At 71.0% G+C, this 23,293-nt stretch carries 21 protein-coding genes; 13 read left to right on the plus strand and 8 right to left on the minus strand.

Annotated elements, in window-relative coordinates; genetic code table 11:
- Positions 1-127: 127 nt before the first annotated feature.
- From ACZ6WH_RS02205 to ACZ6WH_RS02235, 7 genes are all read left to right on the plus strand, one after another.
- Complete coding sequence (locus tag ACZ6WH_RS02205) at positions 128-1,567, plus strand: purine-cytosine permease family protein (RefSeq protein WP_469725310.1); 1,440 nt, start codon at positions 128-130, stop codon at positions 1,565-1,567.
- Between the two features lie 302 nt (positions 1,568-1,869).
- On the plus strand, positions 1,870-3,477 hold the full coding sequence (locus ACZ6WH_RS02210) for an ABC transporter substrate-binding protein (protein WP_469725312.1): 1,608 nt from the start codon (positions 1,870-1,872) through the stop codon (positions 3,475-3,477).
- A 13-nt stretch (positions 3,478-3,490) separates the two neighbouring features.
- On the plus strand, positions 3,491-4,540 hold the full coding sequence (locus tag ACZ6WH_RS02215) for an ABC transporter permease (RefSeq protein ID WP_469725313.1): 1,050 nt from the start codon (positions 3,491-3,493) through the stop codon (positions 4,538-4,540).
- An 11-nt stretch (positions 4,541-4,551) separates the two neighbouring features.
- Positions 4,552-5,409 (plus strand): ABC transporter permease, encoded by an 858-nt coding sequence (locus tag ACZ6WH_RS02220; RefSeq protein WP_469725315.1) that lies wholly within the window; start codon positions 4,552-4,554, stop codon positions 5,407-5,409.
- Positions 5,406-6,272 (plus strand): ATP-binding cassette domain-containing protein, encoded by an 867-nt coding sequence (locus ACZ6WH_RS02225; RefSeq protein ID WP_469725317.1) that lies wholly within the window; start codon positions 5,406-5,408, stop codon positions 6,270-6,272. The genes ACZ6WH_RS02220 and ACZ6WH_RS02225 overlap by 4 nt, the downstream gene beginning before the upstream one ends.
- 33 nt (positions 6,273-6,305) lie before the next feature.
- Positions 6,306-7,109, plus strand: a complete 804-nt coding sequence (locus ACZ6WH_RS02230; RefSeq protein WP_469725319.1) for an ABC transporter ATP-binding protein — start codon at positions 6,306-6,308, stop codon at positions 7,107-7,109.
- A 23-nt stretch (positions 7,110-7,132) separates the two neighbouring features.
- The gene (locus tag ACZ6WH_RS02235) at positions 7,133-7,483 is read left to right on the plus strand and encodes a hypothetical protein (RefSeq protein WP_432850304.1); all 351 of its coding nucleotides are present in this window, start codon (positions 7,133-7,135) and stop codon (positions 7,481-7,483) included.
- 95 nt (positions 7,484-7,578) lie between these two features.
- On the opposite strand, the gene ACZ6WH_RS02240 is transcribed toward ACZ6WH_RS02235, so the two are convergent.
- Both ACZ6WH_RS02240 and ACZ6WH_RS02245 read right to left on the minus strand, forming a co-directional pair.
- Positions 7,579-9,300, minus strand: coding sequence for an MFS transporter (locus tag ACZ6WH_RS02240; protein WP_469725320.1), 1,722 nt, complete (start codon positions 9,298-9,300; stop codon positions 7,579-7,581).
- A gap of 98 nt (positions 9,301-9,398) precedes the next feature.
- Positions 9,399-9,848 carry a MarR family winged helix-turn-helix transcriptional regulator gene (locus tag ACZ6WH_RS02245; protein ID WP_469725322.1) on the minus strand — a complete coding sequence of 150 codons (450 nt, stop codon included), beginning with the start codon at positions 9,846-9,848 and terminating at the stop codon, positions 9,399-9,401.
- A gap of 301 nt (positions 9,849-10,149) precedes the next feature.
- Here ACZ6WH_RS02245 and ACZ6WH_RS02250 point away from each other — a divergent pair, with 301 nt between their 5' ends.
- From ACZ6WH_RS02250 to ACZ6WH_RS02270, 5 genes are all read left to right on the plus strand, one after another.
- A complete protein-coding gene (locus ACZ6WH_RS02250; protein ID WP_469725324.1) occupies positions 10,150-11,235 on the plus strand; it encodes a PASTA domain-containing protein in 1,086 nt (361 codons plus the stop codon).
- A gap of 452 nt (positions 11,236-11,687) precedes the next feature.
- Positions 11,688-12,449, plus strand: coding sequence for a DeoR/GlpR family DNA-binding transcription regulator (locus ACZ6WH_RS02255; protein ID WP_432850298.1), 762 nt, complete (start codon positions 11,688-11,690; stop codon positions 12,447-12,449).
- A 103-nt stretch (positions 12,450-12,552) separates the two neighbouring features.
- Positions 12,553-13,917: an ABC transporter substrate-binding protein gene (locus ACZ6WH_RS02260; protein ID WP_469725327.1), complete on the plus strand. Its 1,365-nt coding sequence runs from the start codon at positions 12,553-12,555 to the stop codon at positions 13,915-13,917.
- Entirely contained in the window at positions 13,914-14,876 is a 963-nt protein-coding gene (locus ACZ6WH_RS02265) for a carbohydrate ABC transporter permease (RefSeq protein WP_469725328.1), read from the plus strand. Before ACZ6WH_RS02260 ends, ACZ6WH_RS02265 begins: the two co-directional genes overlap by 4 nt.
- Positions 14,873-15,760 carry a carbohydrate ABC transporter permease gene (locus ACZ6WH_RS02270; RefSeq protein ID WP_469725329.1) on the plus strand — a complete coding sequence of 296 codons (888 nt, stop codon included), beginning with the start codon at positions 14,873-14,875 and terminating at the stop codon, positions 15,758-15,760. Before ACZ6WH_RS02265 ends, ACZ6WH_RS02270 begins: the two co-directional genes overlap by 4 nt.
- A 79-nt stretch (positions 15,761-15,839) precedes the next feature.
- Here the strand turns inward: ACZ6WH_RS02270 and ACZ6WH_RS02275 are convergent, their stop codons facing one another.
- The 6 genes from ACZ6WH_RS02275 to ACZ6WH_RS02300 form a co-directional block, all read right to left on the minus strand.
- Positions 15,840-16,355: a lytic polysaccharide monooxygenase auxiliary activity family 9 protein gene (locus tag ACZ6WH_RS02275; protein ID WP_469725330.1), complete on the minus strand. Its 516-nt coding sequence runs from the start codon at positions 16,353-16,355 to the stop codon at positions 15,840-15,842.
- A gap of 144 nt (positions 16,356-16,499) precedes the next feature.
- Positions 16,500-17,381 (minus strand): Gfo/Idh/MocA family protein, encoded by an 882-nt coding sequence (locus ACZ6WH_RS02280; protein ID WP_469725332.1) that lies wholly within the window; start codon positions 17,379-17,381, stop codon positions 16,500-16,502.
- A gap of 111 nt (positions 17,382-17,492) precedes the next feature.
- The gene (locus ACZ6WH_RS02285) at positions 17,493-18,698 is read right to left on the minus strand and encodes an ROK family transcriptional regulator (RefSeq protein ID WP_469725333.1); all 1,206 of its coding nucleotides are present in this window, start codon (positions 18,696-18,698) and stop codon (positions 17,493-17,495) included.
- A 16-nt stretch (positions 18,699-18,714) separates the two neighbouring features.
- Positions 18,715-19,581 carry a carbohydrate ABC transporter permease gene (locus ACZ6WH_RS02290; RefSeq protein WP_432864011.1) on the minus strand — a complete coding sequence of 289 codons (867 nt, stop codon included), beginning with the start codon at positions 19,579-19,581 and terminating at the stop codon, positions 18,715-18,717.
- A gap of 80 nt (positions 19,582-19,661) precedes the next feature.
- The gene (locus ACZ6WH_RS02295) at positions 19,662-20,654 is read right to left on the minus strand and encodes a carbohydrate ABC transporter permease (RefSeq protein ID WP_469725334.1); all 993 of its coding nucleotides are present in this window, start codon (positions 20,652-20,654) and stop codon (positions 19,662-19,664) included.
- Positions 20,651-22,066 (minus strand): ABC transporter substrate-binding protein, encoded by a 1,416-nt coding sequence (locus ACZ6WH_RS02300; protein ID WP_469725335.1) that lies wholly within the window; start codon positions 22,064-22,066, stop codon positions 20,651-20,653. The genes ACZ6WH_RS02295 and ACZ6WH_RS02300 overlap by 4 nt, the downstream gene beginning before the upstream one ends.
- Positions 22,067-22,192: 126 nt before the next feature.
- Here ACZ6WH_RS02300 and ACZ6WH_RS02305 point away from each other — a divergent pair, with 126 nt between their 5' ends.
- On the plus strand, positions 22,193-23,239 hold the full coding sequence (locus ACZ6WH_RS02305; RefSeq protein WP_469725337.1) for a zinc-dependent alcohol dehydrogenase: 1,047 nt from the start codon (positions 22,193-22,195) through the stop codon (positions 23,237-23,239).
- The last annotated feature ends 54 nt before the right edge of the window (positions 23,240-23,293 follow it).

Below are 23,293 nucleotides of genomic sequence, written 5' to 3' on the forward strand. Positions count from 1 at the left end.
GCTGGTCTACAGTGGCGGACGGGTTCTTCGACATCTCGCAGCCGGCAGCTTTGCCCTGGTGAAACCTTCGGACCCGTTTCCCTCCCCCTCTGAAGAACCCCTCTTCTCCGTTCCCAGGAGCATCGTCATGACCCACGACGCCTCGGCGCCGTTGTACGGCAGCGCGGTCGCGAAGGTCGAACCCTTCGGGGTCGACCACATTCCCGAGAGCGAACGGCACGGCAAATCCAGCTCGCAGTTCTTCGTGTGGTTCGCCGCCGGGCTGAACTTCCCGATCATCCTGCTGGGATTCAGTGCGGCCGGCTTCGGCCTGAGCTTCGGTGCCGCGGTCACCGCGATCGTGGCCGGTGCCGCGGTGGGCTCCGTACTGATGGCCGTGATGTCCCGGATGGGGGTACGGCTGGGTGTGCCGCAGCAGATCCAGGCGCGCGGCCCGCTCGGCTTCTTCGGCAACTTCCTGCCCGTCGCCTACATCAACGTCTTCGCCGGTGTCGGCTGGGCGGCCGTCACCGTCATCCTCGGCGGCAAGGCGTTCGCGGAGCTGACCCACCTGCCGTTCTGGCTCTGCGCACTGCTGCTGACAGCGGTCGAGGTGGTGGTGGCCATCTACGGCTACAACATGATCAACTTCCTGCAGCGGATGCTGACCTACGTCCTCACCCCGCTGTTCCTGCTGATCACCGTCGTGGCGCTGGTGCGCGGCGCCGGCACCTTCGAGGCCGACCCGCACGCCTCCGGCTACGCCGGCGCCACCGGCGGCTGGATCACCTTCGGTGCCGGCTTCCTCTCCTTCCTCGTCGCCTGGGCGCCCTTCGCTTCGGACTACTCGCGCTACCTGCCCGACAACCCGAAGGTCGTACGGCGTACGACCCTGTACACCGGGCTCGGCAACTTCGTCACCATCTGCTGGCTCGGCATCCTGGGTGTCCTGGTGGGCGGCCACGCCACCAGTGCGGACTCCATCACCGCGCTGCACCAGCTGGCCGGGCCGTTCGCCGTGCCCGCGCTGATCGCGATCACCCTCTCCGCGCTCGCGCAGAACTTCCTCAACGTCTACGGCGGCGCGATCTCCGTCCAGACCCTCAAGATCCCCGTCAGCCGCACCCAGGCCGTCGTCGTCATCTGCGCGCTGGCCTACGTGATCAGCCTGTGGGGCGAGGCCGGCACCGAGGACAAGTTCGCGGTCTTCCTCAACCTCACCGCGTACTTCATCGCGCCCTTCGCCACCGTGCTGCTGCTCGACTACTACCTGGGCGGACGCAACGACCCGGCCCGCATCGCCGAACTGTACGACCGCAAGCGGGTGTTGAACTGGGGACTCGTCGCCTGGGCGGGCGGCGTGCTGGCCTCGGTGCCGTTCTGGCGGTCCACCCTCTTCACCGGCCCGTTCGCGGCCGAGTTCCCGCACATGGGCGACCTGAGCATGTTCGTCGCGGCCGGCGCCGCCGCGCTCCTGTACCTCCTGACGTACCGGCTGAAGCCGCTGTGGGCGCGGGACGGCAGCACGCCCGCACCGGCGCAGCCGGCGACGGAGGAGCCGGTGGCGGTCACCGAACCGGCGCGGTAACGGCCGATCCCGGTACCTCGCTCACGGCCGCTCACGGGGGCGCCGGCGACCGGCCGGAAGAGGCACCGGCTCGGGGCCCGGCAGGCGGCCCACATCCAGCCGCGCGGCACAGCGGTACGCGTGGGCAACGGGCCTGCGGAGGCGGCCTGAACGGCCTCCCCGCGGCCGGCTGAGGGGCCGGGCGGGAACAGCGCAATGACGCCTGCCCGTCCGGACGGCTCCGTGTCATGCTGACAACCATCGTGCGCCGCGCGCGGTGCACGGCAGACGTCCCTGACCGGTGTGTTCCGGGAGGCACGGTGATGTCGTTGCAGCTGCTCCTGGGCTCTCTGCCCCCGCACCGCCGCCCCCGGCCCCGCGCGGCCGGAGTGGTCGCCGTCATCATCCTGTCGCTGCTGGCGGCCGGCTGCTCCGGAGGGAACGACCGAGCGGCCGACGACGACACCTTCGTGTACCTGTCGGCCACGGGCCTGGTGACCGAGTGGGACCCGGCGCGCTCCTACTCCGATGAAGTAGTGGCCCTGTCGAACGTGTACGAGACGCTCACCCGGTACAACGCCGACACCCGCAGGACCGAAGGCGTGCTCGCGACCCGGTGGACCTCGTCCGAGGACCGCCGGACCTGGACGTTCACCCTGCGGGACAACGTGCGCTTCCACTCCGGCCGCCCACTGACCGCCGAGGCGGTGAAGGCGTCGATCGAACGCACCATGAAGCTGAAGGCCAGCGCCTCCTACGTATGGGACCCGGTCAAGAAGATCACCCCGATCGGGACGCGGCAGGTCCGCTTCGAGCTGTCCCGTCCCGCACCGCTGGACGTCGTGGCCTCCGCCACCTACGCGGCCTACGTCTACGAGGTGTCCGACGACGCCGAGGACTACCGCGCCACCGGCCGCGGCACCGGCCCGTACACGGTCGCCGCGTGGAACCCGGGCAGCGAGAACGAGCTGGAGCTGACCGCCTTCGAGGACTACTGGGGCGGATGGAAAGGCAACCGCTACAAGAAAGTCGTCTTCCGGGCGGTGCCCCAGTCGTCCACGACGGCACAGCTCATGAGCTCGGGCGCGGGGGACTACGCCACCGCGCTGCCGCCGCAGCTCCTGGACACACTGCGCGGCCGGCCGGACCTCACCGTACGCGAACGGCCCTCGTGGCAGACCCTGATCGGCCTGCTGAACACCGAGAAGAAGCCACTGGACGACCGCCGCGTACGCCAAGCGGTCGTCAACGCGCTGGACTACCGGGAAATCGTCACCGCGAGCAGGGGCGCACTCATCGCCTCCGACGGCGCCATCCCCAAAGGTCTGCTCGGACACACCACCGCTCTGGACCTGCCGGGCGACCGCGCCCGCGCCCGGAAGCTGCTCCGGCAGGCCGGGTACGGGCCGGGCAGCGGCCGCACCATCGAGCTGGAGATGACCTATCCCGCGGGCGACGACACCGTCCGCACCGCCGGCGACCTGATGAAGGCACAGCTGCGCCCGCTCGGCATCGACCTCCGGGTCAAGGGCCTGACCTGGTCGTCGGCGCAATGGCCGCGCGCCAAGAAGAAGGACCCCGACGAGCGCCAGGACATCTTCGTCATGTGGTGGTGGCCGGACGACCCCGAGCCGCTGTCGTACTTCCGCAACGTGTTCCGCACCGAGAAGGAGATCTCCTACAACCTCGCCTACTACTCCAACCCCGAACTCGACCGGCTCATCGACCGGGTGAGCGCGCTCACGGCCACGGACCCGGACCGGGCCGCGCGGACCTACCGCACGATGCAGGAGATCCTCATCGAGGACGCGCCGGTGCTCTTCCTCGGCACCGGCACCTACCAGCGGGTGCTGAGCAGCGACGTCGAGGGATTCGTCGACAACCCGGCGTACGCCAACGTCGTGTTCTTCCACGACCTCACCCACCACTAGGCCGGGGGTGGACATGAAACGCGCCGGCGACGCCCGTGGTCTGCCGGTGCTCCGGTACGCAGCCCGCCGTTCGGTGCTCTCGGCCCTGGTCGCCGTCGGAGTGGTGGCGCTGACGTACCTGATCGCATGGGTGGTGCCCAGCGACCCGGCCGGGGTCTGGGCGGGGCCGCGGGCCTCGGCCGCGGAACGGGCGAGGATACGCGAGCAGTTGGGACTGGACCGCCCGGTCGTGGAACAGATCGTCGCGTACGTGACCGGAGTGCTGCGCGGCGACTGGGGCCTGTCGGTACGCACCCACCGCCCGGTCCTGGGCGATCTGCTCACCCTGCTGCCGAACACCCTGCAGATGGTGCTCGCCGGCCTGCTCGTCGGACTGGTCGTGGGCGTTCCCGCGGGGTTGGTCGCCGCGCGGTGGCACGGCCGGGCCCCCGACGTGCTGGTACGCGCCGGTGCGCTGCTGGGCGCCTCGATCCCGGTGTTCTGGCTGGCGCTCCTCCTGCAGATGCTCTTCGCGAGCCGGCTCGGCCTGCTGCCCATCGCCGGCAGCCACGACCGCGCGGTGCTCGCCGCGCACCCCGTGACCACTCTCACCGGGCTGCCACTGCTCGACGCCGCCCTCACCGGGAACGGGGCGGCGGCCGCCGACCTCTTCGACCACCTGGTGCTGCCCGCGCTCGTGGTGGCCTGCTACCCGGCGGCCGTCCTCACCCGCCTGGTGCGGGCGAGCCTCCTCGACACGGTCGGCGAGCCCCACATCCAGATGGTGCGCGCCCTCGGCTTCCCCGAGCGCGCCGTCCTCGGCCGGTTCGCCCTGCGGCTCGCCTGGAATCCGGTACTCCAGCTCAACGCGCTGGTCTTCGGGTACTCGCTGGTCAACACCTTCCTGGTGGAGGCGGTCTTCGACTATCCGGGGCTCGGCCGGTACGCGGCCGACGCGGTGCGGTCCCTCGACGTACCGGCCGTCGTCGGAGTGACCCTGCTGGTCGCGCTGCTCTACCTCGCCGCGAACCTGGCCGTCGACCTGGCGCAGGCGGCCCTCGATCCACGCGTCATCCTGCGGTGAGGTGGTGGGCGATGACACGGGCTTCCCGGGGCGGTCGAACGGCACTGGTCCTCGCCACCGGTGGAGTGGTGCTCGTCGTCCTCGTCGCACTGCTCGCGCCCGTACTGGCCCCGTACCCGGCGGACGCGACCGGTGCCACCGAGACCGCGCGCATCCTGCGCCCGCCCTCCGCGGCCCACTGGTGCGGCACTGACGAACTGGGTCGCGACGTGCTCTCCCGGGTGCTGTACGGCGCGCGCATCGGCCCGGTCGTCGCGGTGGCCGTGGTGGCGGTCTCCCTGCTGTTCGGCACCGCGACAGGGCTGGTGGCCGGCTACTTCGGCGGCTGGATCGACGAGGTCCTCATGCGCCTGACAGATGTCTTCCTCGCCGTGCCCGCCCTGCTGCTGGCACTGGCGCTGGCCACGGTGCTGGCCCCCGGACCGGTGGGCCTGACCGTGGCGCTCATTGTGACGTGGTGGCCGTGGTACGCCCGGCTGGTGCGCGGCGAGACCGTATCGGTCGCCGGCCGCCCGTACATCGAGGCGTGCCGGGCGCTCGGCCTCGGCCACCGGCGCACTCTGGTCCGCCACATCCTGCCCAACGCCTCGACGCCCTTGCTGGTCCAGGCGTCGACCGATGTCGGGGGAGTGCTGCTCGTGGCCTCCGGACTGTCCTTCCTCGGACTGGGCCCGCAGCCTCCGGCGCCCGACTGGGGCCTGATGGTGGAGCAGTCGCAGAACTACTTCACCACACACTGGTGGGTCGGCACCTTCCCCGGCCTCGCCATCATGCTGGTCGCGGCGGTGTGTTTCCTGCTCGGCGACGCACTGCGCGACCGCCTCGACCCCCGGCACGTCCCCCAGCCCCTCCGACGGACCCGGCGATGACCGCCGCCCGTGACACCGCCTGGCTCCAACTGCGGGATCTACGCGTCGAGTTCGGACCGGCCGGTGCTCCCGCGGTGCATGTCGATGAACTGGCTCTGGACAAGGGTGAGTTCCTGGGGCTGGCGGGGGAGAGCGGTGCGGGGAAGACGACGGTCGGGCTGACGGTACTGGGGCTCTCGCGGCGCGCGGGCGCCCGCGTCACCGGCAGCGTCCGGCTGGCCGGGGAGGAGCTGCTGTCGGCGCCCGAACGGCGACTGCGACAGTTGCGCGGCTCCACCCTTGCGCTGATCCCGCAGAACCCGGCGGCCGCCTTCAGCCCGGTCCTGCCGGTGGGCGCGACGGTGCTGCGGACGCTGCGGCTGCACGGATGCACCCGCGCCGAGGCCCGGCTCCGTGCCGCCGCCGCGCTGGAGAGAGTGGGACTGCCCGCCGGGCACCTCGCCCGCTCCCCGCACCAGCTCTCCGGCGGCCAGCTCCAGCGGGTGGCGATCGCTCTGGCCTCGGCCCTCAGGGCGCGGCTGCTCATCGCCGACGAACCGACCAGCGCGCTGGACGTGACGGCCCAGGCGCAGATCTGCACACTGCTGACGGAACTGCGCGCGGCGCACGGTACGGCCGTGTTCTTCATCAGCCACGACCTCGCGCTGCTGGCCGGGCTCTGCGACCGGATCGCGGTGCTGCACCAGGGACGGGTGGTCGAGGACCGCCCCGCCGTCGACCTGGTCGCCGCGCCCCGGGCCGACCGCACCGTACGACTGCTGGCCGCGGCCCCACGGCTGGGCGGACCGTCGGGATCCGGCCCCGCGGACGGGGCGGGGACGGAGGCGGGAACGGGGACGGAGAGGGACGAGGGAACGGCGTAGGACGCATCGACGGGTGCGGTGAAGGGACGGCCGGTGGTGCTCGAGGCGCGCGAACTGACCGTGGTGTACGGCGGCACGGCCGTGGTGGACGGCGTGAGCCTCACGCTGCCCGAGGGCCCGTACGGTCTGGGGCTGATCGGGGAGAGCGGCTCGGGCAAGTCGACGGTGGCCCGGTGCCTGCTGGGCCTGGTGGCGCCGACCGGTGGGACGGTGCGTTTCGGCGGTGTCGACGTCAGCCGGCTGCGGCGGTCGCGCCCGTACCGGCGTGCCGTACAGATCGTCGTGCAGGACACCGAGGGCGCCCTCGATCCGCGTATGCGCGTGGGCGCGGCGATCTCGGAAGTGCTGCGGGCACACCGGATGGTGCCGCGCGGCGCCGAGGCCGGGCGCGTCACTGAGCTGCTGGCCGACGTGGGTCTGGCCGCCGAGCACGCCGCGCGCTTCCCACACCAGCTCTCCGGCGGCCAGCGCCAGCGGGCGGCGATCGCCCGCGCGCTGGCCGTGCGGCCGCGCTTCCTGGTCCTGGACGAACCCACCAGCGCGCTGGACACGACCGTCCAGGCCCGCATCCTCGGCCTCCTTCGCAGGCTGCGCACCGAGCACGGACTGTCGTGCCTGCTGATCTCCCACGATCTCGCGGTGGTGGAACAGCTCTGCGCCCACGTGATCGTGCTGCACGGCGGACGGGTGGTCGAGGAAGGCGCCCTCGCCGACGTGCTGCATCACCCGCGGCACCCCGCCACCCGCGCCCTGCGCGACGCCGTGCCACGCATCGTCCCCGGCACCGAGCACCCGACGCAGCAACCGTTCCGCCCGGAGCGTTTCCCGCGGGCGTAGCCCGTACGACCTACAGTGATCCGATGCCTCTCATCGAAGTCACCTACGCGCCGCATGTCCCCGAAGAGACCCTCCGCGAACTGGCCGCGGTGCTGCCGCATCTGGTCTCCGAGGCGGTGGAGTGCCCCGAGGAGCCGTACGACGGAGACCTGCAACCGGGCGATGTGGAGATCCGGTTCCGGCGGCTGGGGCCGTTGGACCGCAGCGGGCTGGACGTGGTGGTGGAGGTGCGGTCGAAGTGGTTCGAGAGCCGGGCCGCCAACCGCCAGGAACGCACGGACCGGCTGCACCGCGCCATCGAAACGGCCACCGGACTCCGCGAGTTCGGCGTCTACCTCTCGCTCCCGGTGGCCGCGTGGTCGCAGGGCGAGTGACGAGCCGCCCACCGCACTCGACAACACCACACAACACAACGGGCCGCGGCGCGGAGCACGCACCGCGGCCCGCATCGGTGTTGTGGTGCCGACCCTCACGCGGGGCTGTTGCGCAGCTCCGTGAGGGACTGCTCGGTCAGCGGCCGCGGTGCGCTGTCCGGGTCGACGAGTACGACCGTGCAGGTGGCACTGTGCGTGAGGGCGGTGGTCAAGCTGCCGTCGGCGAACTGGGTGAGGGGGCCGCGCGGGGAGCGCCCGATGGCGACGGTGCGGGCGTGGACGTCCGTTGCGTGCTGGGCGAGGACGCGGCCGGCGGCGGCGTGGTCACCGACGCTGGTGAGGATCTGGCCTGTTGCGGCGACACCGAGGCCGGCGAGCCGGTCGAGGTGCGCGGTGACGGCGGCGCGGGCCCGGTCGTCGGTCTCGGTGTCGACGGCCTGTTCCTCGACCACGGCGGTCTGCTGGACGTGCACGACCTCCAGCGGACTGCCGGTGTCGCGGGCGAGGCGGACGGCCGCGTCGACGATGGCCGCGGCCTTGTCGTGGCCGCCGACGGCGACGATGACGCGAGGTGCGTCGGTCGAGGCCGGGATGCCGACCGGGGTGAGGGCCGGGGCCACCGGCGCACTGTCACCGGTGCCGGCCTCGGCCCGGCGGAGCAGGCGGTGGCCGCTGGCCAGAACGGGGATGGCCAGCAGGAAGGTGGCGGCGCCGAGGTAGAAGGGGACGCTCAGATCGGTGGCCTCGGCGAGCTTGCCGGCGACGTACGGGGCCAGGCCGCCGCCGATGAACCGCAGGAACCCGTACGCGGAGGAGGCCACGGGCCGCTCGACGGGGGAGACGAGCATGACGGCCTGGGTGGTGAGGGTGTTGTTGATACCGATGAACGCGCCGCTGACGATGACGGCGACGATGACCACGGTGGGAGTGGCGACACCGGCGGCGATGAGGGCCATGGCGATGCCGAGGCCGAACAGGTTGGCGTACAGCACGGGGGCGGTGCCGTACCGGGCCTGCAGACGCGGGGCGAAGAAGACGCTGAAGGCCGCCACCAGCAGGCCCCAGCCGGTGAAGACCAGCCCGAGCTGATGGGCGCCGAGCTTCATCGGGTACGGGGCGTAGCCGAGCATGGTGAAAAAGCCCCAGTTGTACAGCAGGGCCATGATGCCCATGGTCAGCAGCCCGCGGTGGCGCAGCGCCTTCAGTGGCGCGATCGGTGAGGTGGGCCGCTTCGGCTTGGGCAGGTTGGGTACGAAGGCGAGGGTCGCTACCAGCGCGATGGCCATGAGGACGGCGACGCCGAAGAACGGGCCGCGCCAGCTGATGCTGCCCAACTCGCCGCCGAGCAGGGGGCCTACGGCGATCCCCAGGCCGAGAGCGGTCTCGTACAGGATGATCGCGCCGCCGAAGCCGCCGCTGGCGGAGGCGACGATGACGGCCAGCGAGGTCGCGATGAACAGGGCATTGCCCAGGCCCCAGCCGGCGCGGAAGCCGACGATGCCGTTGATGGAACCGGTGGCGCCGGCCAGCGCGCTGAAGACGACGATGATCGCCAGACCTATGACCAGGGTGCGCTTGGCACCGATCCGGCTGGAGACCCAGCCGACGATCAGCATGGCGACCGCGGTGACGATCAGGTAGCTGCTGAACAGCAGAGACACCTGGCTGGGTGTGGCGTGCAGACTGTCTGCCAGGGCGGGCAGGATCGGATCGACCAGGCCGATGCCCATGAACGAGATGACGCAGGCGAACGCCACGGCCCAGACGGCCTTGGGCTGCCGGAACGGACTGGCGGCCTTTCCTTGCGATGCACTCATTGCGCTTCACTCCCGTGGAGAGCAGGTGGGGGAGGGGGACAGGTGCTCAGGAGGGTCAGGGGCGGGCCGACATCGGGCCGGTGACGGGCCGCGGTGGGTCAGGAGCGGGTCTGGCGGTCCTGGATGGCACGGGCCAGCGCGGGCAGTGCGACCTTCACCGCCCGCTGCTCCGGTTCGCTCAGCTCCTCGACGAGCAGTTGGAGAGCGTGCGTACGCTCCGCACGCCGCTGCCGGAAGATCTCCAGCCCGGTGTCGGTGGCCTCCACCAGCACCCCTCGGCCGTCACTGCTGTCGGCAACGCGCCGTACGAGACCGGCACGCTCCATGCGCGTGACGACCTGGGTCATGTTCGGCTGGGAGACGCCCTCGGCCCGCGCCAGCTCGGTGAGCCGGTACGGCCCCTCACGCCCCAGCCGCCCCAGCGCCGACGAGGCCGCCGTACTCAGCCCACCGGCATTGGCACTGTGCCGCACATGCCGAACCAGCCGCTCCACGGCGCCCATCAGTTCCTCGGCCGACACGTCGTCGTCCATAACCCGCTTATGCATAAGCTCATTATGCATCTAGATGTAACACGAAACAAGACTGCGGCGGGCTGGAGTGCCGCGTGACTCCCCGCGGCCAAGTCCGGTGCTGAGTTGTGATGCTGAAGCTGTCTGTTGATTCCGGATGAGTCGGTAATATCGAGTGCCTTCTGCTCATACACCGGATAAGTGCGAACTCTCGGGCGTCGAGCATGGGCTCCGTTTCGGCAAGATCAGGAAGAACGCTATGAACCCGTACAGTCCATCGACTCGGCAGTTACCCCCGGCGCGGAGATGGTGGCGGACCACCCCCGCCGCTCTGGGGTTGTTGGTCCTGGTTGCGCTCATCGGCGCGGTCAGCTTTCCACTCGGATTTCTCGCACTGATCGTCGTCATCGTGCTGCTGTGGATCCTGCCGCCCTGGCGCTGGTTCGCCAGGACCGGAGCGAGCGTCGGGGCGTTCTTCGTGCTGGCGATCGGTGCGGGCCTGGGGGGCCAGCTGGATGACGCGGAGAAGGACACTTCGCAGCAGGTGGCGGCGGGGGCGCCTGCGGCGACTCCGCGGGCCTCGGCCAGCGCGACGCACGCGGCGAAGGTGCCGGCACTCACCGGTGAGCGTCTCGACGAGGCGGAGCGCCGGGCGCGCACCGCCGGCCTCACTGTGAGCCACCACGACGCCTCGCCGGAAGGCCGGGCGATCATTGCGCGCTCCGGCTGGCTCGTGTGCTTCCAGCAGGCCGGTGAGGACGGCGGCAAGACCCTCGACCTCGCTGCGGTCAAGCGGGGCGAGCCGTGCCCCGAACGGGACGGCGAAGAGCTTGCCTGGCCCACGATGCCGGATCTGCTCGGCAGGACGTGGCAGACCGCCGTGACGACGCTGACCGACCTCGGAGTGGACGAGGACAAGATCGAGGCCGCGGCTCACTATCTCAACGACGCGCTGCCGGACGACGCTTACGACGACTGGCGAGTGTGCGACCAGGACCCCGCGGAGGGCGAGGACATCACCGCGGAGGTGACCCTGGAACTGGCGCATCCGGACGCCGGCTGTGCCGCCGAGGGGGCCCGGCTGGGCGACAAGGACCACGACGGCCGTCCCGACTACCGGGACTCGAGCGACGACCGTCGCACCACCAGCGGAGGCAGCTCATCGGGAGGTTCGGCCACCGGCGGAGGCGGGTCGACCGGCGATGGCGGCTCCGCCGGCAGCGGCGGGTCGGGCAGTGGAGGCTCGGCCGTCGGCGGTGGGGGCGGTTCGTCGTCCACCGGTGGCAGTACGGGAGGTGACGTCGGCACGGTCCACCCCGGTGCCTTCTGCGCCCCGGTCGGCGCGACCGGCGTCACCACCGCGGGGACACCCATGGTGTGCGGCCCGGCTGCCGACGGCCGCAATCGTTGGCACAGTTCCTGACGCACGTACGCACGTACGCACGGCAGCCGGCCGCCGGCTGATGCCACGCCGCGACCGGCTGCCGCCCTACCGGGTACATGTGGAGCACCATGCCTATGCCCGTTTCCCGCCCGTTCGGGCACTCCTCGTGTGTGTAAGCGCACCTTGTCCGCTGTGTGGCTGCGGCCGTCCGGCGGGGGCGCGGCCGTGGCGTGCGGTGGGTCGGTGCCGGATGACCGGATCAGGGGGTGCGCGGCCCGCCTGAACGGGCGGGAAACGGGCACGGGCCGGGGGTATTCGGGCGGGCTCCAGGGGCGGGGAGGGGGCTGACGTGCTGGATCGCGGGGCGCCGTGTGGGAGAAACGGGCACGGGATCCGTTGTGGGGAGGCTGGTCAGAGCACGGAGTGCTTGTTTGAATCACACCCACTTGCCCGAACGGGCAGCGTGTCGACCTGGCCGCAGGAGGAGTGTGATGGACGCCGCGGGACGCCGCAGGGGCATGCTGGAGCTGGTCCGGCGTACCGGCTCCGTCGACGTCGTCCGACTGGCCGGGGAGTTCGGGGTCTCCAAGGAGACGGTGCGCCGGGACCTGAACATGCTGGAGGACCAGGGGCTCGTGCGGCGCACGCACGGCGGTGTGTACCCCGTGGAGAGCGCGGGGTTCGAGACCACCCTCGCCTTTCGCGCCACGCAGCAGGTCCCGGAGAAGTCCCGCATCGCCGCTGCCGCGGCGGAACTCCTCGGGGACGCCGAGACGGTGTTCGTGGACGAGGGGTTCACTCCGCAGCTCATCGCCGAGGCGCTGCCGTACGACCGGCAGCTGACCGTGGTGACGGCCTCGCTGGCGGTGGTGAGCGCCCTCGCGAACAGGCCCAAGACCGCCGTCCTGCTGCTGGGCGGCCGGGTACGCAACGGCACGATGGCCACCGTCGACCACTGGGCCGTCCGCATGCTCGCCGACTTCGTCATCGACCTCGCGTACATCGGTGCCAACGGCATCTCCCGCGCCCACGGCCTCACCACGCCCGACCCCGTCGTCGGCGCGGTCAAGGAGCAGGCGATGCGGTCGTCCCGGCGGCATGTCTTTGCCGGCGTGCACACCAAGTTCGGCACCGCGAGCTTCTGCCGGTTCGCCGATGTCGCGGCGCTGGAAGCGATCGTCACCGGGAGCGGTCTGCCGGCGGCGGAGGCTCACCGCTACCAGCTCCTGGGGCCCAAGGTCATCCGTGTATGAAACCCCTGTCCGCCACCGGCCCGGCCGGCGCACCGCCGCCGCTGTACCGCACCCCTGGCGTCCCCCGCCCTTCGTCCACCGTCCCCGAGTTCCTGGAGCCACCATGCGCAGTCAGACCCGCCGGAGGATCTGCGCGACCATAGCGGCCGCCACCGCGAGCGCGCTGCTCGCCGGATGCGCGGGAGCCGGCGGCGCCGGCACCGACAGCGACGCCGTGAACGTCCTCATGGTGAACAACCCGCAGATGATGGATCTGCAGAAGCTCACCGCCAAGTACTTCACTCGGCAGACCGGCATCAAGGTCAACTTCACCGTGCTGCCCGAGAACGACGTCCGCGACAAGCTGAGCCAGGACTTCGCCAACCAGGCGGGCCAGTACGACGTCGCCACCCTCAGCAACTACGAGACCCCGATCTACGCCCGCAACGGCTGGCTGCGGAACCTCGACGCCTACGCCGAGCGCGACAAGGACTTCGACCGCGCCGACCTCCTCCCCTCGGTGCGCGAGGCCCTCAGCGACGCAGACGGCAAGATGCACGCCGAGCCCTTCTACGGCGAGTCGTCCTTCCTGATGTACCGCAAGGACGTCTTCGAGAAGAAGGGGCTGACGATGCCCGCCCACCCCACCTGGCACCAGGTGGCCGACCTCGCCGCGAAGGTGGACGGCGCGGAGAAGGGCATGCGCGGCATCTGCCTGCGCGGACTGCCCGGCTGGGGCGAGATGATCGCGCCCCTCACCTCGGTGGTGAACACCTTCGGCGGCACGTGGTTCGACGACAAGTGGCGGGCCAGGCTGACCGATCCCGGCTTCCGCAACGCCACGAAGACGTACGTCGACCTCGTACGGAAACACGGCACGGCGGGTGCAGCGCAGTCCGGCTACGCCGAGTGCCTGAACAACATGACGCAGGGCAAGAGCGCCATGTGGTACGACGCCACGGCCGGGGCCGGTTCGCTGGAGGCCAAGGGGTCACCGGTCAAGGGCAAGGTGGGCTATGTGGCCGCACCGGTGGAGAAGACGAAGTCCTCCGGCTGGCTCTACTCCTGGGCCTGGGGCCTGCAGAAGGCGTCCAAGAAGCCCGACAAGGCATGGAAGTTCATCTCCTGGGCGTCCAGCAAGGAGTACGAACAGCTGGTGGGCGAGGAGTTCGGCTGGGCCAACGTACCGGCCGGCAAGCGCGCCTCCACCTACCGCAACCCCGCGTACAAGAAGGAGGCCGGGGCCTTCAGCGAGGTCGCCCGCAAGGCGATCGTCGAGGCCGACCCGCGCGATCCGGGAGTGCAGCCGCGCCCGGCGCCCGGCATCCAGTTCGTCGGCATCCCGGAATTCCCCGACCTGGGCACCAAGGTCTCCCAGGAAATCAGCGCGGCGATCGCCGGGCGCCAGTCGACCGACGAGGCACTGCGCCGCGCGCAGGAGCTGGCCGCCGTCGTCGCCAAGGACTACGAGGGGCGGGACACCCAGTGAGCACCGTTGCGAGCACCTCCACCCCGGCGCGGGGACGCGGCGCCGTCAAGCCGGCCGGCCGTCCCGGCGGCCCGTCCGACCGGCTGCGCGCCTGGGCCGCACGCGGCCCGCTGCTGCCCGCGCTGGTCTTCCTGATCCTGGTCACCCAGCTGCCGTTCGTGGCCACCCTGGTGATCTCCCTCTTCAAGTGGAACGCCTACTACCCGAAGGAACGCAGCTTCACCGGGTTCGCCAACTACCAAGAGGTACTGAGCGAGCCGGCGCTGCGTGACTCGGTGCTCACCACCGTCCTGCTGACGGTGACCGTGGTGCTGGTCAGCCTCGTGCTCGGCCTCGGCCTCGCACTGCTGCTGGACCGCTCCTTCGCCGGACGCGGCATCGTCCGTACGATGCTCATCGCGCCCTTCCTGGTGGTGCCCATCGCCGCGGCGCTGCTGTGGAAGCACGTCCTCTACAACCCCGAGTACGGCCTGTTCAACGGCCTGCTCCACTGGGTCTTCGGCGACGGCGCAGCGCAGCCCGACTGGATCGCGGAGATGCCGCTCGGCGCGGTCGAGGCGGCGCTGGTGTGGCAGTGGACACCGTTCATGATGCTGATCCTGCTGGCCGGGCTGCAGAGCCGGCCCGCCGACGCCATCGAGGCGGCCCGCATCGACGGTGCGAGTGCCTGGCAGATCTTCCGCTACCTCACGCTGCCGCACCTGCGCCGCTACCTGGAGCTGGGCGCACTGCTGGGCTCGGTGTACGTCGTGCAGAACTTCGACGCCGTCTACACCATCACCTCGGGCGGCCTGGGCACCGCCAACCTGCCGTACACCATCTACCAGACCTTCTACCAGGGGCACGAGTACGGCCGGGCCTCCGCGGCAGGCGTGCTGGTGGTCATCGGCTCCCTGATCATCGCCACCTTCGCCCTCCGGGTGGTCTCGTCCCTGTTCCGTGAGGAGTCCGCCGCATGAGCGCCAGCGCCCCGACCACCGGTGCCCGCCGGACGAGCGCCCCGGCCAGCCGCGCCCGCAGCCCTCGTACCGCCAACACCCTCCTCGGCCTGCTCGCCTGGATCTGCGCGATCGCGTTCTTTCTGCCGGTCGCCTGGATGGCACTGACGTCGTTCCACTCCGAGGCGGACGCCGCCACCAACCCGCCCTCGCTGGGCGCCCCGCTCACCCTGGACGGCTACCGCGAATTCTTCGGCGTGGGCGGGGGCGCGAGCCCCTGGCCGCCGCTGGCCAACTCCGTGACGGCGAGCGTGGTGTCCACCCTTCTGGTGCTGCTCCTCGCGCTCCCGGCGGCGTACGCGCTCTCCATCCGGCCGGTGCGCAAGTGGACGGACGTATTGTTCTTCTTCCTGTCGACGAAGATGCTGCCGGTCGTCGCGGGCCTGCTGCCGATCTACCTCTTCGCCGAGCAGACCGGCCTGCTGGACAACGTGTGGCTGCTGGTCATCCTGTACGCCTCGATGAACCTGCCGATCGCGGTCTGGATGATGCAGTCCTTCCTGCGGGAGGTACCGGTCGCGCTCATCGAGGCGGCCAAGGTCGACGGCGCCCGCCTCCCCACGGTGCTGGCCCGCGTCGTCGCACCCGTGGCCGCGCCCGGCATCGCGGCCACGGCGCTGATCTGTTTCATCTTCAGCTGGAACGAGCTGCTGTTCGCCCGGGTGCTGACCGGTGTGGTCGCCGAGACCGCACCCGTCTTCCTGACCGGCTTCATCACCAGCCAGGGCCTCTTCCTGGCCAAGGTGTGCGCTGCTTCGCTGGTCATCTCCCTGCCGGTGCTCGCCGCCGGCTTCGCGGCGCAGGACAAGCTCGTCCAGGGACTGTCGCTCGGTGCGGTGAAGTAGCGGCCGGGACGTGTACGGCGAAGGCCGCCCGGCTGTGTGCGCCGGGCGGCCTTCAATAACGGGCCGGCGGATGGTGGGACTAGCGGATGTTCACGTCGATGCAGGCGTAGAAGGCGTTCGCGGTGTCGGCGATGTTCCACACCGCGAGCACCTTGTGCCGTCCGGTGGCGCTGCCCAGATTGACCTGGTGCGAGACGGTCTCGGGCGGCTGCTGGCCGTTGCCGTTGATGGTGGCGACCTTGGTGCCGTCGACGAAGTACTCGTAGTTCGACGTGCGGTGCCGAGCGGTGAACTTCCAGTTGAAGGTCGTGGTGCGGCTGACGTCGCTGGCCTTCCAGCCCTTGCTGTCGTCGTCCAGCTCGGCGAATCTGGAGTTGCCTCCGCTGCAGCTCTTCAGGCCCTTGGGGCCTTCGACGCTCTGCGGTTCCCAGGTGATGGCGCCGCACGAAACCGTGCCTCTGGCGCACTGTTCCTGGCGGCTGGCCGGGGCGTTGACCCAGCCGTGTGCGGACGCCGAGCCGGTCGGCAGGGTCAGGGCGAGGACCGGGGCCAGTGCCGCACCGATGGTGGCGGCCAACTTCCGCTTGCTGTCCATGCGTTCTCCTTCATGGGGGTGGTGCATGGGATGGGGGCTTGCGTGAAGTTCTCCGGCGGGTGAGGGGGTGCGAGAGCCGGATTAGTCTAGACCATAGCGCTTGGCGGGGGTCCGTCAAGCGCGCCCGCCCGGCGTCCTGGTGGCTTACGGCAGCGCCTGCTCCAGCAGTTCCTGGAGCCGGAGTCCGCGGTGGACGTCCGTGTCGGTGCTGCGGCCGGCGCGTACCGCCGTGGCGAACTCGCGGCGGAGGACCGGCCAGCACTCCTCGTGGTCCAGCTCGGCGGTGTCGTAGCTCAACTCCCCGCCGGGGCCGAAGAGTTCGATACGGGTACGGGCGCGGGGCAGCCGTACGGTCCCGGACAGCGAGGCCTGGCTCACCGCCCCGTTCTCGTGCTCACAGGTCAACTCGATCCAGTGTCGCGGGTCTCCGGTGCCGCGTACGGACGCCACCGGGCCGACCGCGAGGTCCAGCAGGTCGAGCAGGTGCGGGCCGAGGTCGAGCAGTGCGCCGTGTTCCAGCCGCCAGGAAGTGGCGAATTCGCCGCCGAGGAAGGCGCCGTGCAGATAGCAGGAGCGGGCGCCGGTGGCCGCGAACTCCCGCGCCTCGGCCAGGAAGGCGCGGGTGGCCGGGTGGTACCGCTTGGTCAGGACCAGTTGTGTCACCACGCCGCTCTCCTCGACCGCCTCGGTGACGGCACGCGCCGAGGCCAGGTCGGGGCCGAGCGGCTTCTCCAGCAGCAGGGCCTTGCCGGCCCGGGCGGCGCGTACGGCCGCTTCGGCCTGCACGGCGGGCGGTACGGCGAAGGCCACCGCCTCGCACCGGTCGAGGAGTTCATCGAACGACGAGGCGACGGGCGCTCCGTGGTCGGCGGCGACCTCCGCCGCCGCCTCGGGCCTGCGGGCCCAGACGCCCGCGAGCTCGGTTTCGGGCCCGGCGGCGAGCATCCGGGCGTGCATGGCGCGGGCCCAGGGCCCGGCTCCGACGAGGCCGACCCGCACGGGGCGGCCGGTCCAGGACTCGGTCACGTACAACCTCACATCGGGACAGGGCGTTGGGGAATGAACCGCGACGGACACCCGGGGTCGGCGTCCGCCGCGGTGAGGCGGGCCGGTCGGGCGCGCGATCAGGAGGGACGGTCAGCCGGGCAGTGCCGCGAGGCGGGCGTCCGCGCGGTCCGGGGTGTAGCGGTCCTCCACCACCATGGCCGCGGCGCCGAGCAGCCCGGCCCGGTCGCCCAGCCGGGAGGTGACGACCTGGAGGTGGGCGGTCGTACGGGGCATCGCGCGCTGGTACAGCAGCTCGCGCACGCCGGTGAGGAACGGGGTGCCCGCGAGGTCCCCGGCGATCACCAGCACCCCGGGGTTGAGCAGTGTCACGACGGTGACGAGCACTTCGCCGACCCGGCGGCCCGCCTCCCGCGACAGCCGCACGGCGTCTGGCTGGCCCGCCGCCAGGTGCTCGCGTACGTCGGAGCCGGAGGCCGTCGGGACGCCCGCCTCGGCGAGCTGGTGGGCCAGGGCCCGGCCGCTGGCGACCGCCGCGAGACAGCCGTACGAGCCGCACATGCACAGCGCGTCCGGGCAGTCGTGCAGCCGGATGTGGCCGATGTCGCCGGCGCCGCCGTCGATGCCCCGGTAGATCCGGCCGCCGACGACGACCCCGGCACCGATGCCGGTGGACACCTTGACCAGCAGGAACGCCGAGCAGTCGGGATGGCCGTCGCGCTGCTCGGCGTAGGCCATCAGGTTGGCGTCGTTGTCGACCAGTACCGGCACGGTGCCGCCGTCGGCGCTGACGTGCTCCGCGTACGCCCGGCGCATCCGGTCCCGGATGGGGTAGCCGTCCCAGCCGGGCATGATGGGCGGCTGGATCACCAGGCCGGAGTCCCAGTCGACCGGGCCCGGCACCGACAGGCCGATGCCGCAGACCCGCCCGGGGGCGGTCCCCGCCTGCTCCAGCAGCGTCGCGAACCACTGGCCGAGCCGGTCCAGCACCGACTCCGGGCCGTCGCTGATCACCAGCTCGCCCGAGCGCTCGGCGAGCACCGTGCCCGCCAGGTCCAGCACGGCTGCCCGGGCGTGGCGGGTGCCGAGGTCGGCCGCGAGCACGACGGCGTGCTGCGCGTCGAACTCCAGCCGGGCCGAGGGCCGGCCGCCCGTGGACCCCTCGACCGGCTCGGCCGCGCCCTCGCGCAGCCAGCCGGCGGCGAACAGCTGGTCCAGCCGGTGGCCCACCGTCGATCGGGACAGCCCGGTGGCGCGTTGCAGTGCGCCACGGGTGGTGGCGGTCCCCTCGCGAATGAGGCGCAGCAGGTGGCCCGCGCTGGCCTGGTTGGCGTTCATCTCCTCGTTCCCCGTTTCAGCTCTTGTCGGCGCCGCTGGTCAGCCCCTCCGTCAGCAGGCGCTCCGCGGCGAAGAAGAGCAGCACGACCGGGACCGTCAGCACCACCGATCCTGCCATGAGCACCGTTTTGGATACTTCCACCCCGTTGGACAGCAGCTGGAGGCCGAGGGAGACGGTCCACTTGTCGGGCGAGGCGGCGAGGAAGAGCAGGGCGAAGAGGAACTCGTTCCAGGCGATCATGAAGATGTAGAGCCCGGTCGCCATCAGTGAGGGCAGCGCCAGCGGCAGCACCACCTTGCGTACGGTCTGCAGGCGGGAACAGCCGTCCAGCGCGGCGGCCTCCTCGATGCTGTACGGGATGGTGGCGAAGTAGTTCTTCATCATGTAGATCGACACGGGCACGGTCTGCGCGATGTACACGAGGGCGAGGCCGGCCAGGCTGCCCTGGAGGCCCATCCGCGCGAACATCACGAAGAGCGGCACGGCCAGCAGGGTCGCCGGGAAGAGGTACACCGCGAGGAACAGGGCGCTGACCTGGCGTCCGCCGAAGAACTTCAGCCTGCTGATGGCGTACGCGCCCGGTATCGCCGCGAGCATGGTGAGTGCGACGGTGCCGAGCGAGACCAGCGCCGTGTTGCCGAGCATGCCGAGGAACCCCTGGCCGCCCTCGGAGGTGGGGCGCAGCACTTCCTCGTACGTGGCGAGCGTGAAGTCCTTCGCCGAGACCCACAGCTGCCCGGGGTTGAGCAGCAGGGCGTCGATCGGCTTGACCGACAGCAGGAGCATGTAGCCGAAGGGGACGAGGGTGATCAGCGCGAGGAACGCGATCACCACCCGGCGGGCCACGCCGAAGAACCGCTCCTCGAAGCGGGCCCGGCTCATCCGCGGGCGGGCCGCGGCGCGGGGAGCCGCGGCCTCGCGGGGTGGCGTCGCGGCAGGACGTGTCGTCGTTGCGCTGTTCATCACGCCTCCTCCTGCGTCTTCTTGGCGAAGAACGCGAAGTACACGCCCAGCAGCGCCATGAGGATCACGGCGAGGACCAGGGCCTGGGCAGCGGCGGCGCCCACGTCGAAGCGGGCGGTGAGGAAGTCGTAGACCCGCACCGCCACCACGTCGGTGCCCGAGCCGCCGCCGGTGAGCAGATAGATGTCGTCGAACTTGTTGAACGTCATGATGAACCGCAGCACGCAGAGCAGCGCGATCACCGGCATCAGCTGCGGCAGCAGCACGTAGCGGAACCGCTGGGTGGGTGCGGCGCCGTCCACCTTCGCGGCCTCCTCCAGCCCGTCGGGGACCGCCTGGAGGCGGGCGAGCAGGAAGAGGAAGGCGAAGGGGAAGTAGCGCCAGGTCTCGAAGGCGATGACGGTGAGCAGCGCCAGTGGTACGTCGAAGTGCAGCCCGAGCAGGCTCACCTCGTACGAGCGGGTGGACAGGAAGGCGATCGGATCGTCCCAGCCCAGCAGCCTGGTGCCCCAGTCGTTGACGATGCCGAGCTGGGGGCTGAGCGCCACCTCCCAGACGAAGGCGACGGCGACGACCGGCGCGACGTACGGCAGCAGCATCGAGGCGCGCAGCAGCCCGCGGCCGCGGAAGGGCTTGCGGAGGGCGAGCGCGGCGATCAGGCCGAGGGCCACGGAGCCCGCGGTGGAGCCGACGGTGTACAGCACGGTGGTCCACAGGCTGGACCAGAAGCCGGGGGAGCCGAAGACCTTGCCGAAGTTCTCCAGGGACCAGTTGCCCAGCAGGCTCATGCCCTGGATGTCGACGAGCCTGGCGTGCTGGAAGGCCAGCAGCACGGTCCACAGGATGGGCAGTACGACGACGACCAGCACCACGACGAAGGTGGGGGAGACGAAGGCGAGGCCGGCGCGGTTCTCCCGGGCGGCGGCGGTCCGCGCACGGCGCGGCCGGCGGCCGGCGCGTGGTTCGGTGGGGGCTGTGGGTGCGGCGTTCACTGGAGCGACTCCTTGAGGGCGGTGACTTCCTCGTCGGCCTCGCGGGCCGCTTCGTCCGGCGGGGTCTGCCCACTGGTCATCTCGCCGAGGGCCTTGGGCACGGGGAGTTCGCCGTTGGTGGCACCGACGAGGGCGCCCTCGCCCTGCGTGATGCCCCAGCGGCGCATGCCGCCGATGCCGGCCGCGATGCGGTCGAGCAGCCGGTCCGAGTAGAGGGCGTCGAGGGGCTTGCGCACCTTCGCCTCGACGCCGAGGCGGCTGTGGTGCCAGGCGCGGGTGTACTTGTCCGGATCGGCCGCCGTCCCCTCCCGGACGGGGATCTTGCCCTCGGGCGCCATCCCGAACCAGTCCTCGTACCCGGCGCCCATCATGTACGTGATGAAGTCGCGGGAGGCGTCACGCTCCGCGCTCCTGGTCACCGCCCACGACGTGACCTCGCCGAACTGTGCCGGCTGCGTTCCGTCGGGGCCCTTCAGCCCGGTGACGATGCCGCTGTTGTCGGAGAGGAAGGACGGGTCCTTCTTGCACTCCGGGCAGCTGGGCGTGGCGTCGGCGCGCAGCCCCGTCAGCTCGTCGAGGAGGAACGAGGACCAGACGAGCATCGGTGAACGGCCCGCGAAGTAGGTGGCGCGCGTCGTGTCGAGCGTCTGGGTGCCGGGGGTGCCGTGGTCACGGGCGAGCGACCGGTAGGTGGCGAAGCTGCGGCGGCACGCCGGCGAATCGAGCGTCACCTCGCCTTTGCCGTCCACGAGTTGGCAGTCATTGGCGAGGGCGAGGCTCTCGAAGCTCTGCTGGGTGAAGGCGTCCCCGGGGTCGCTGGCGACGGATATGCCGTCCATGTGCCCGCGGTCCAGCTTCCGTGCCGCCTTGAGGAGCGAGCCGTAGCTGTCGGGCGCGGACAGGCCGGCCTTCTTGAACAGGTCCTTGCGGTAGACCAGCAGCTGGAGCCAGGCGTCCGAGGGCACGGCGAGCGGCGTGCCGCCGTCGGAGGCCAGCCGCAGGGCGTTGGCGTTGAAGGTGCCGGTGCCGAGGTCCTTGACGATGTCACCGGCGAGCCGGGTGTCGAGCAGCCCGTTGCTGTACATCTGCCAGGTCTGGCCGAGGGGGAGCGCGGCGATGACGTCGGGGAGGTTGCCCGCTGCCGCCGCGGACATGATCAGTTGCGGGAGCTGTCCCTCGTCCACGCCGACGAGGTTGACCTCGACGCCGGTCTTCTTCTCGAACCGTCCGACCACCTTCCTGGTGGCCGCCATCCGCGCGGGCAGATTCTCCTGGGTCCACACCGTGATCTTTTTGTCCGGCGCCGCCTCCCCGTCCGCCTGCCCTGCCGAGCAACTCGTCAGCAGGGCGGCGGCCAGTGTCACGGCGAGCCCTGCCGCGGTCGCCCTCGACCGTCGGGACCACATACGCATGCCACGTCCTCACAGCACTTCCGTTTATTTGTCCTGCATCTCAGCACCAGTTTTGTCTATTAACAAGACGTAACCCTGATGTATCTTCGACGAAACCGCTGAACTTACGTCCCTTCGGAGTCCCTTGTGGAGCGAGTTGTCCAGTTCGTCGGCCCCCGCGACGTCGAAATCGCCGAGCACGAAAGCGCACCCCTGCCCGCCGGTCATCTCCGGGTGCGCACCCGGTATTCCGGCATATCGGCGGGTACGGAACTGACCGCCTACCGGGGGACGAACCCCTACCTCACCCGCACCTGGGACGCCGAGGCCCGGATCTTCCGCGACGGCGCCGCCGGCATCACGTATCCGGTCGTCGGCTGGGGCTACTCCGAGGTCGGTGAAGTCTCCGAGATCTCACCGGAGTTGACCGACCGGCCCGACATGCCCGCCGTCGGCGACCTGGTGTGGGGCATCTGGGGCCACCGCAGCGAGGGCATCGTGCCCGCCGAGCGGATGGCGGGACACATCCTGCCGCCCGGCCTGGAGCCGCTGGCCGGTGCGTTCGCCCGGGTCGGCGCCATCGCGTACAACGCCGTACTGGGCGCGGGCATCAACCTCGGCGAGGACGTCGCCGTCTTCGGGCAGGGCGTCATCGGCCTGCTCACCACCCGCCTCGCCCGGCTCAGCGGCGCGCGCGTCACCGCCGTCGACGCACTCGACGTCCGGCTGGAGACCGCCCGGCAGTACGGCGCCGAGCGCACCCTCAACGCCCGCACCGACGCCGTCGCCGAGCGCATCAGGGAGGCGACCGGCGGCCGCGGAGCCGACGCCGCCATCGAGATCAGCGGCGTCTACCCGGCACTGCACGAGGCACTGCGCTCGGTCGCCGTCGACGGCCGCGTGGTCGCCTCCGGCTTCTACCAGGGCGACGGCGAAGGGCTGCGCCTCGGCGACGAGTTCCACCACAACCGCGCCCAGCTCATCTGCTCCCAGATCGGCGGCGTGCCCCCGCACCTGGCGGGGCGCTGGACCGTCGAACGCCTCCAGCAGACGTTCCTGCGGCTGGTCGCGGAATCCAAGGTGGACGTGAAGTCGCTGGTCAGCCATGTCATACCGGTGTCGGACGTGGCCGATGCCTACCACCTGCTGGACGAGCGCCCGCACGACGCCCTCCAGATGGTGCTGGAGTTCTGAGACGCGTACGGCGCTCCACCGCCCGGCTCCGCATCGCACACTCCGTACCGCACG

The sequence above is a fragment of the Streptomyces sp. NPDC050806 genome (genome assembly GCF_055586425.1).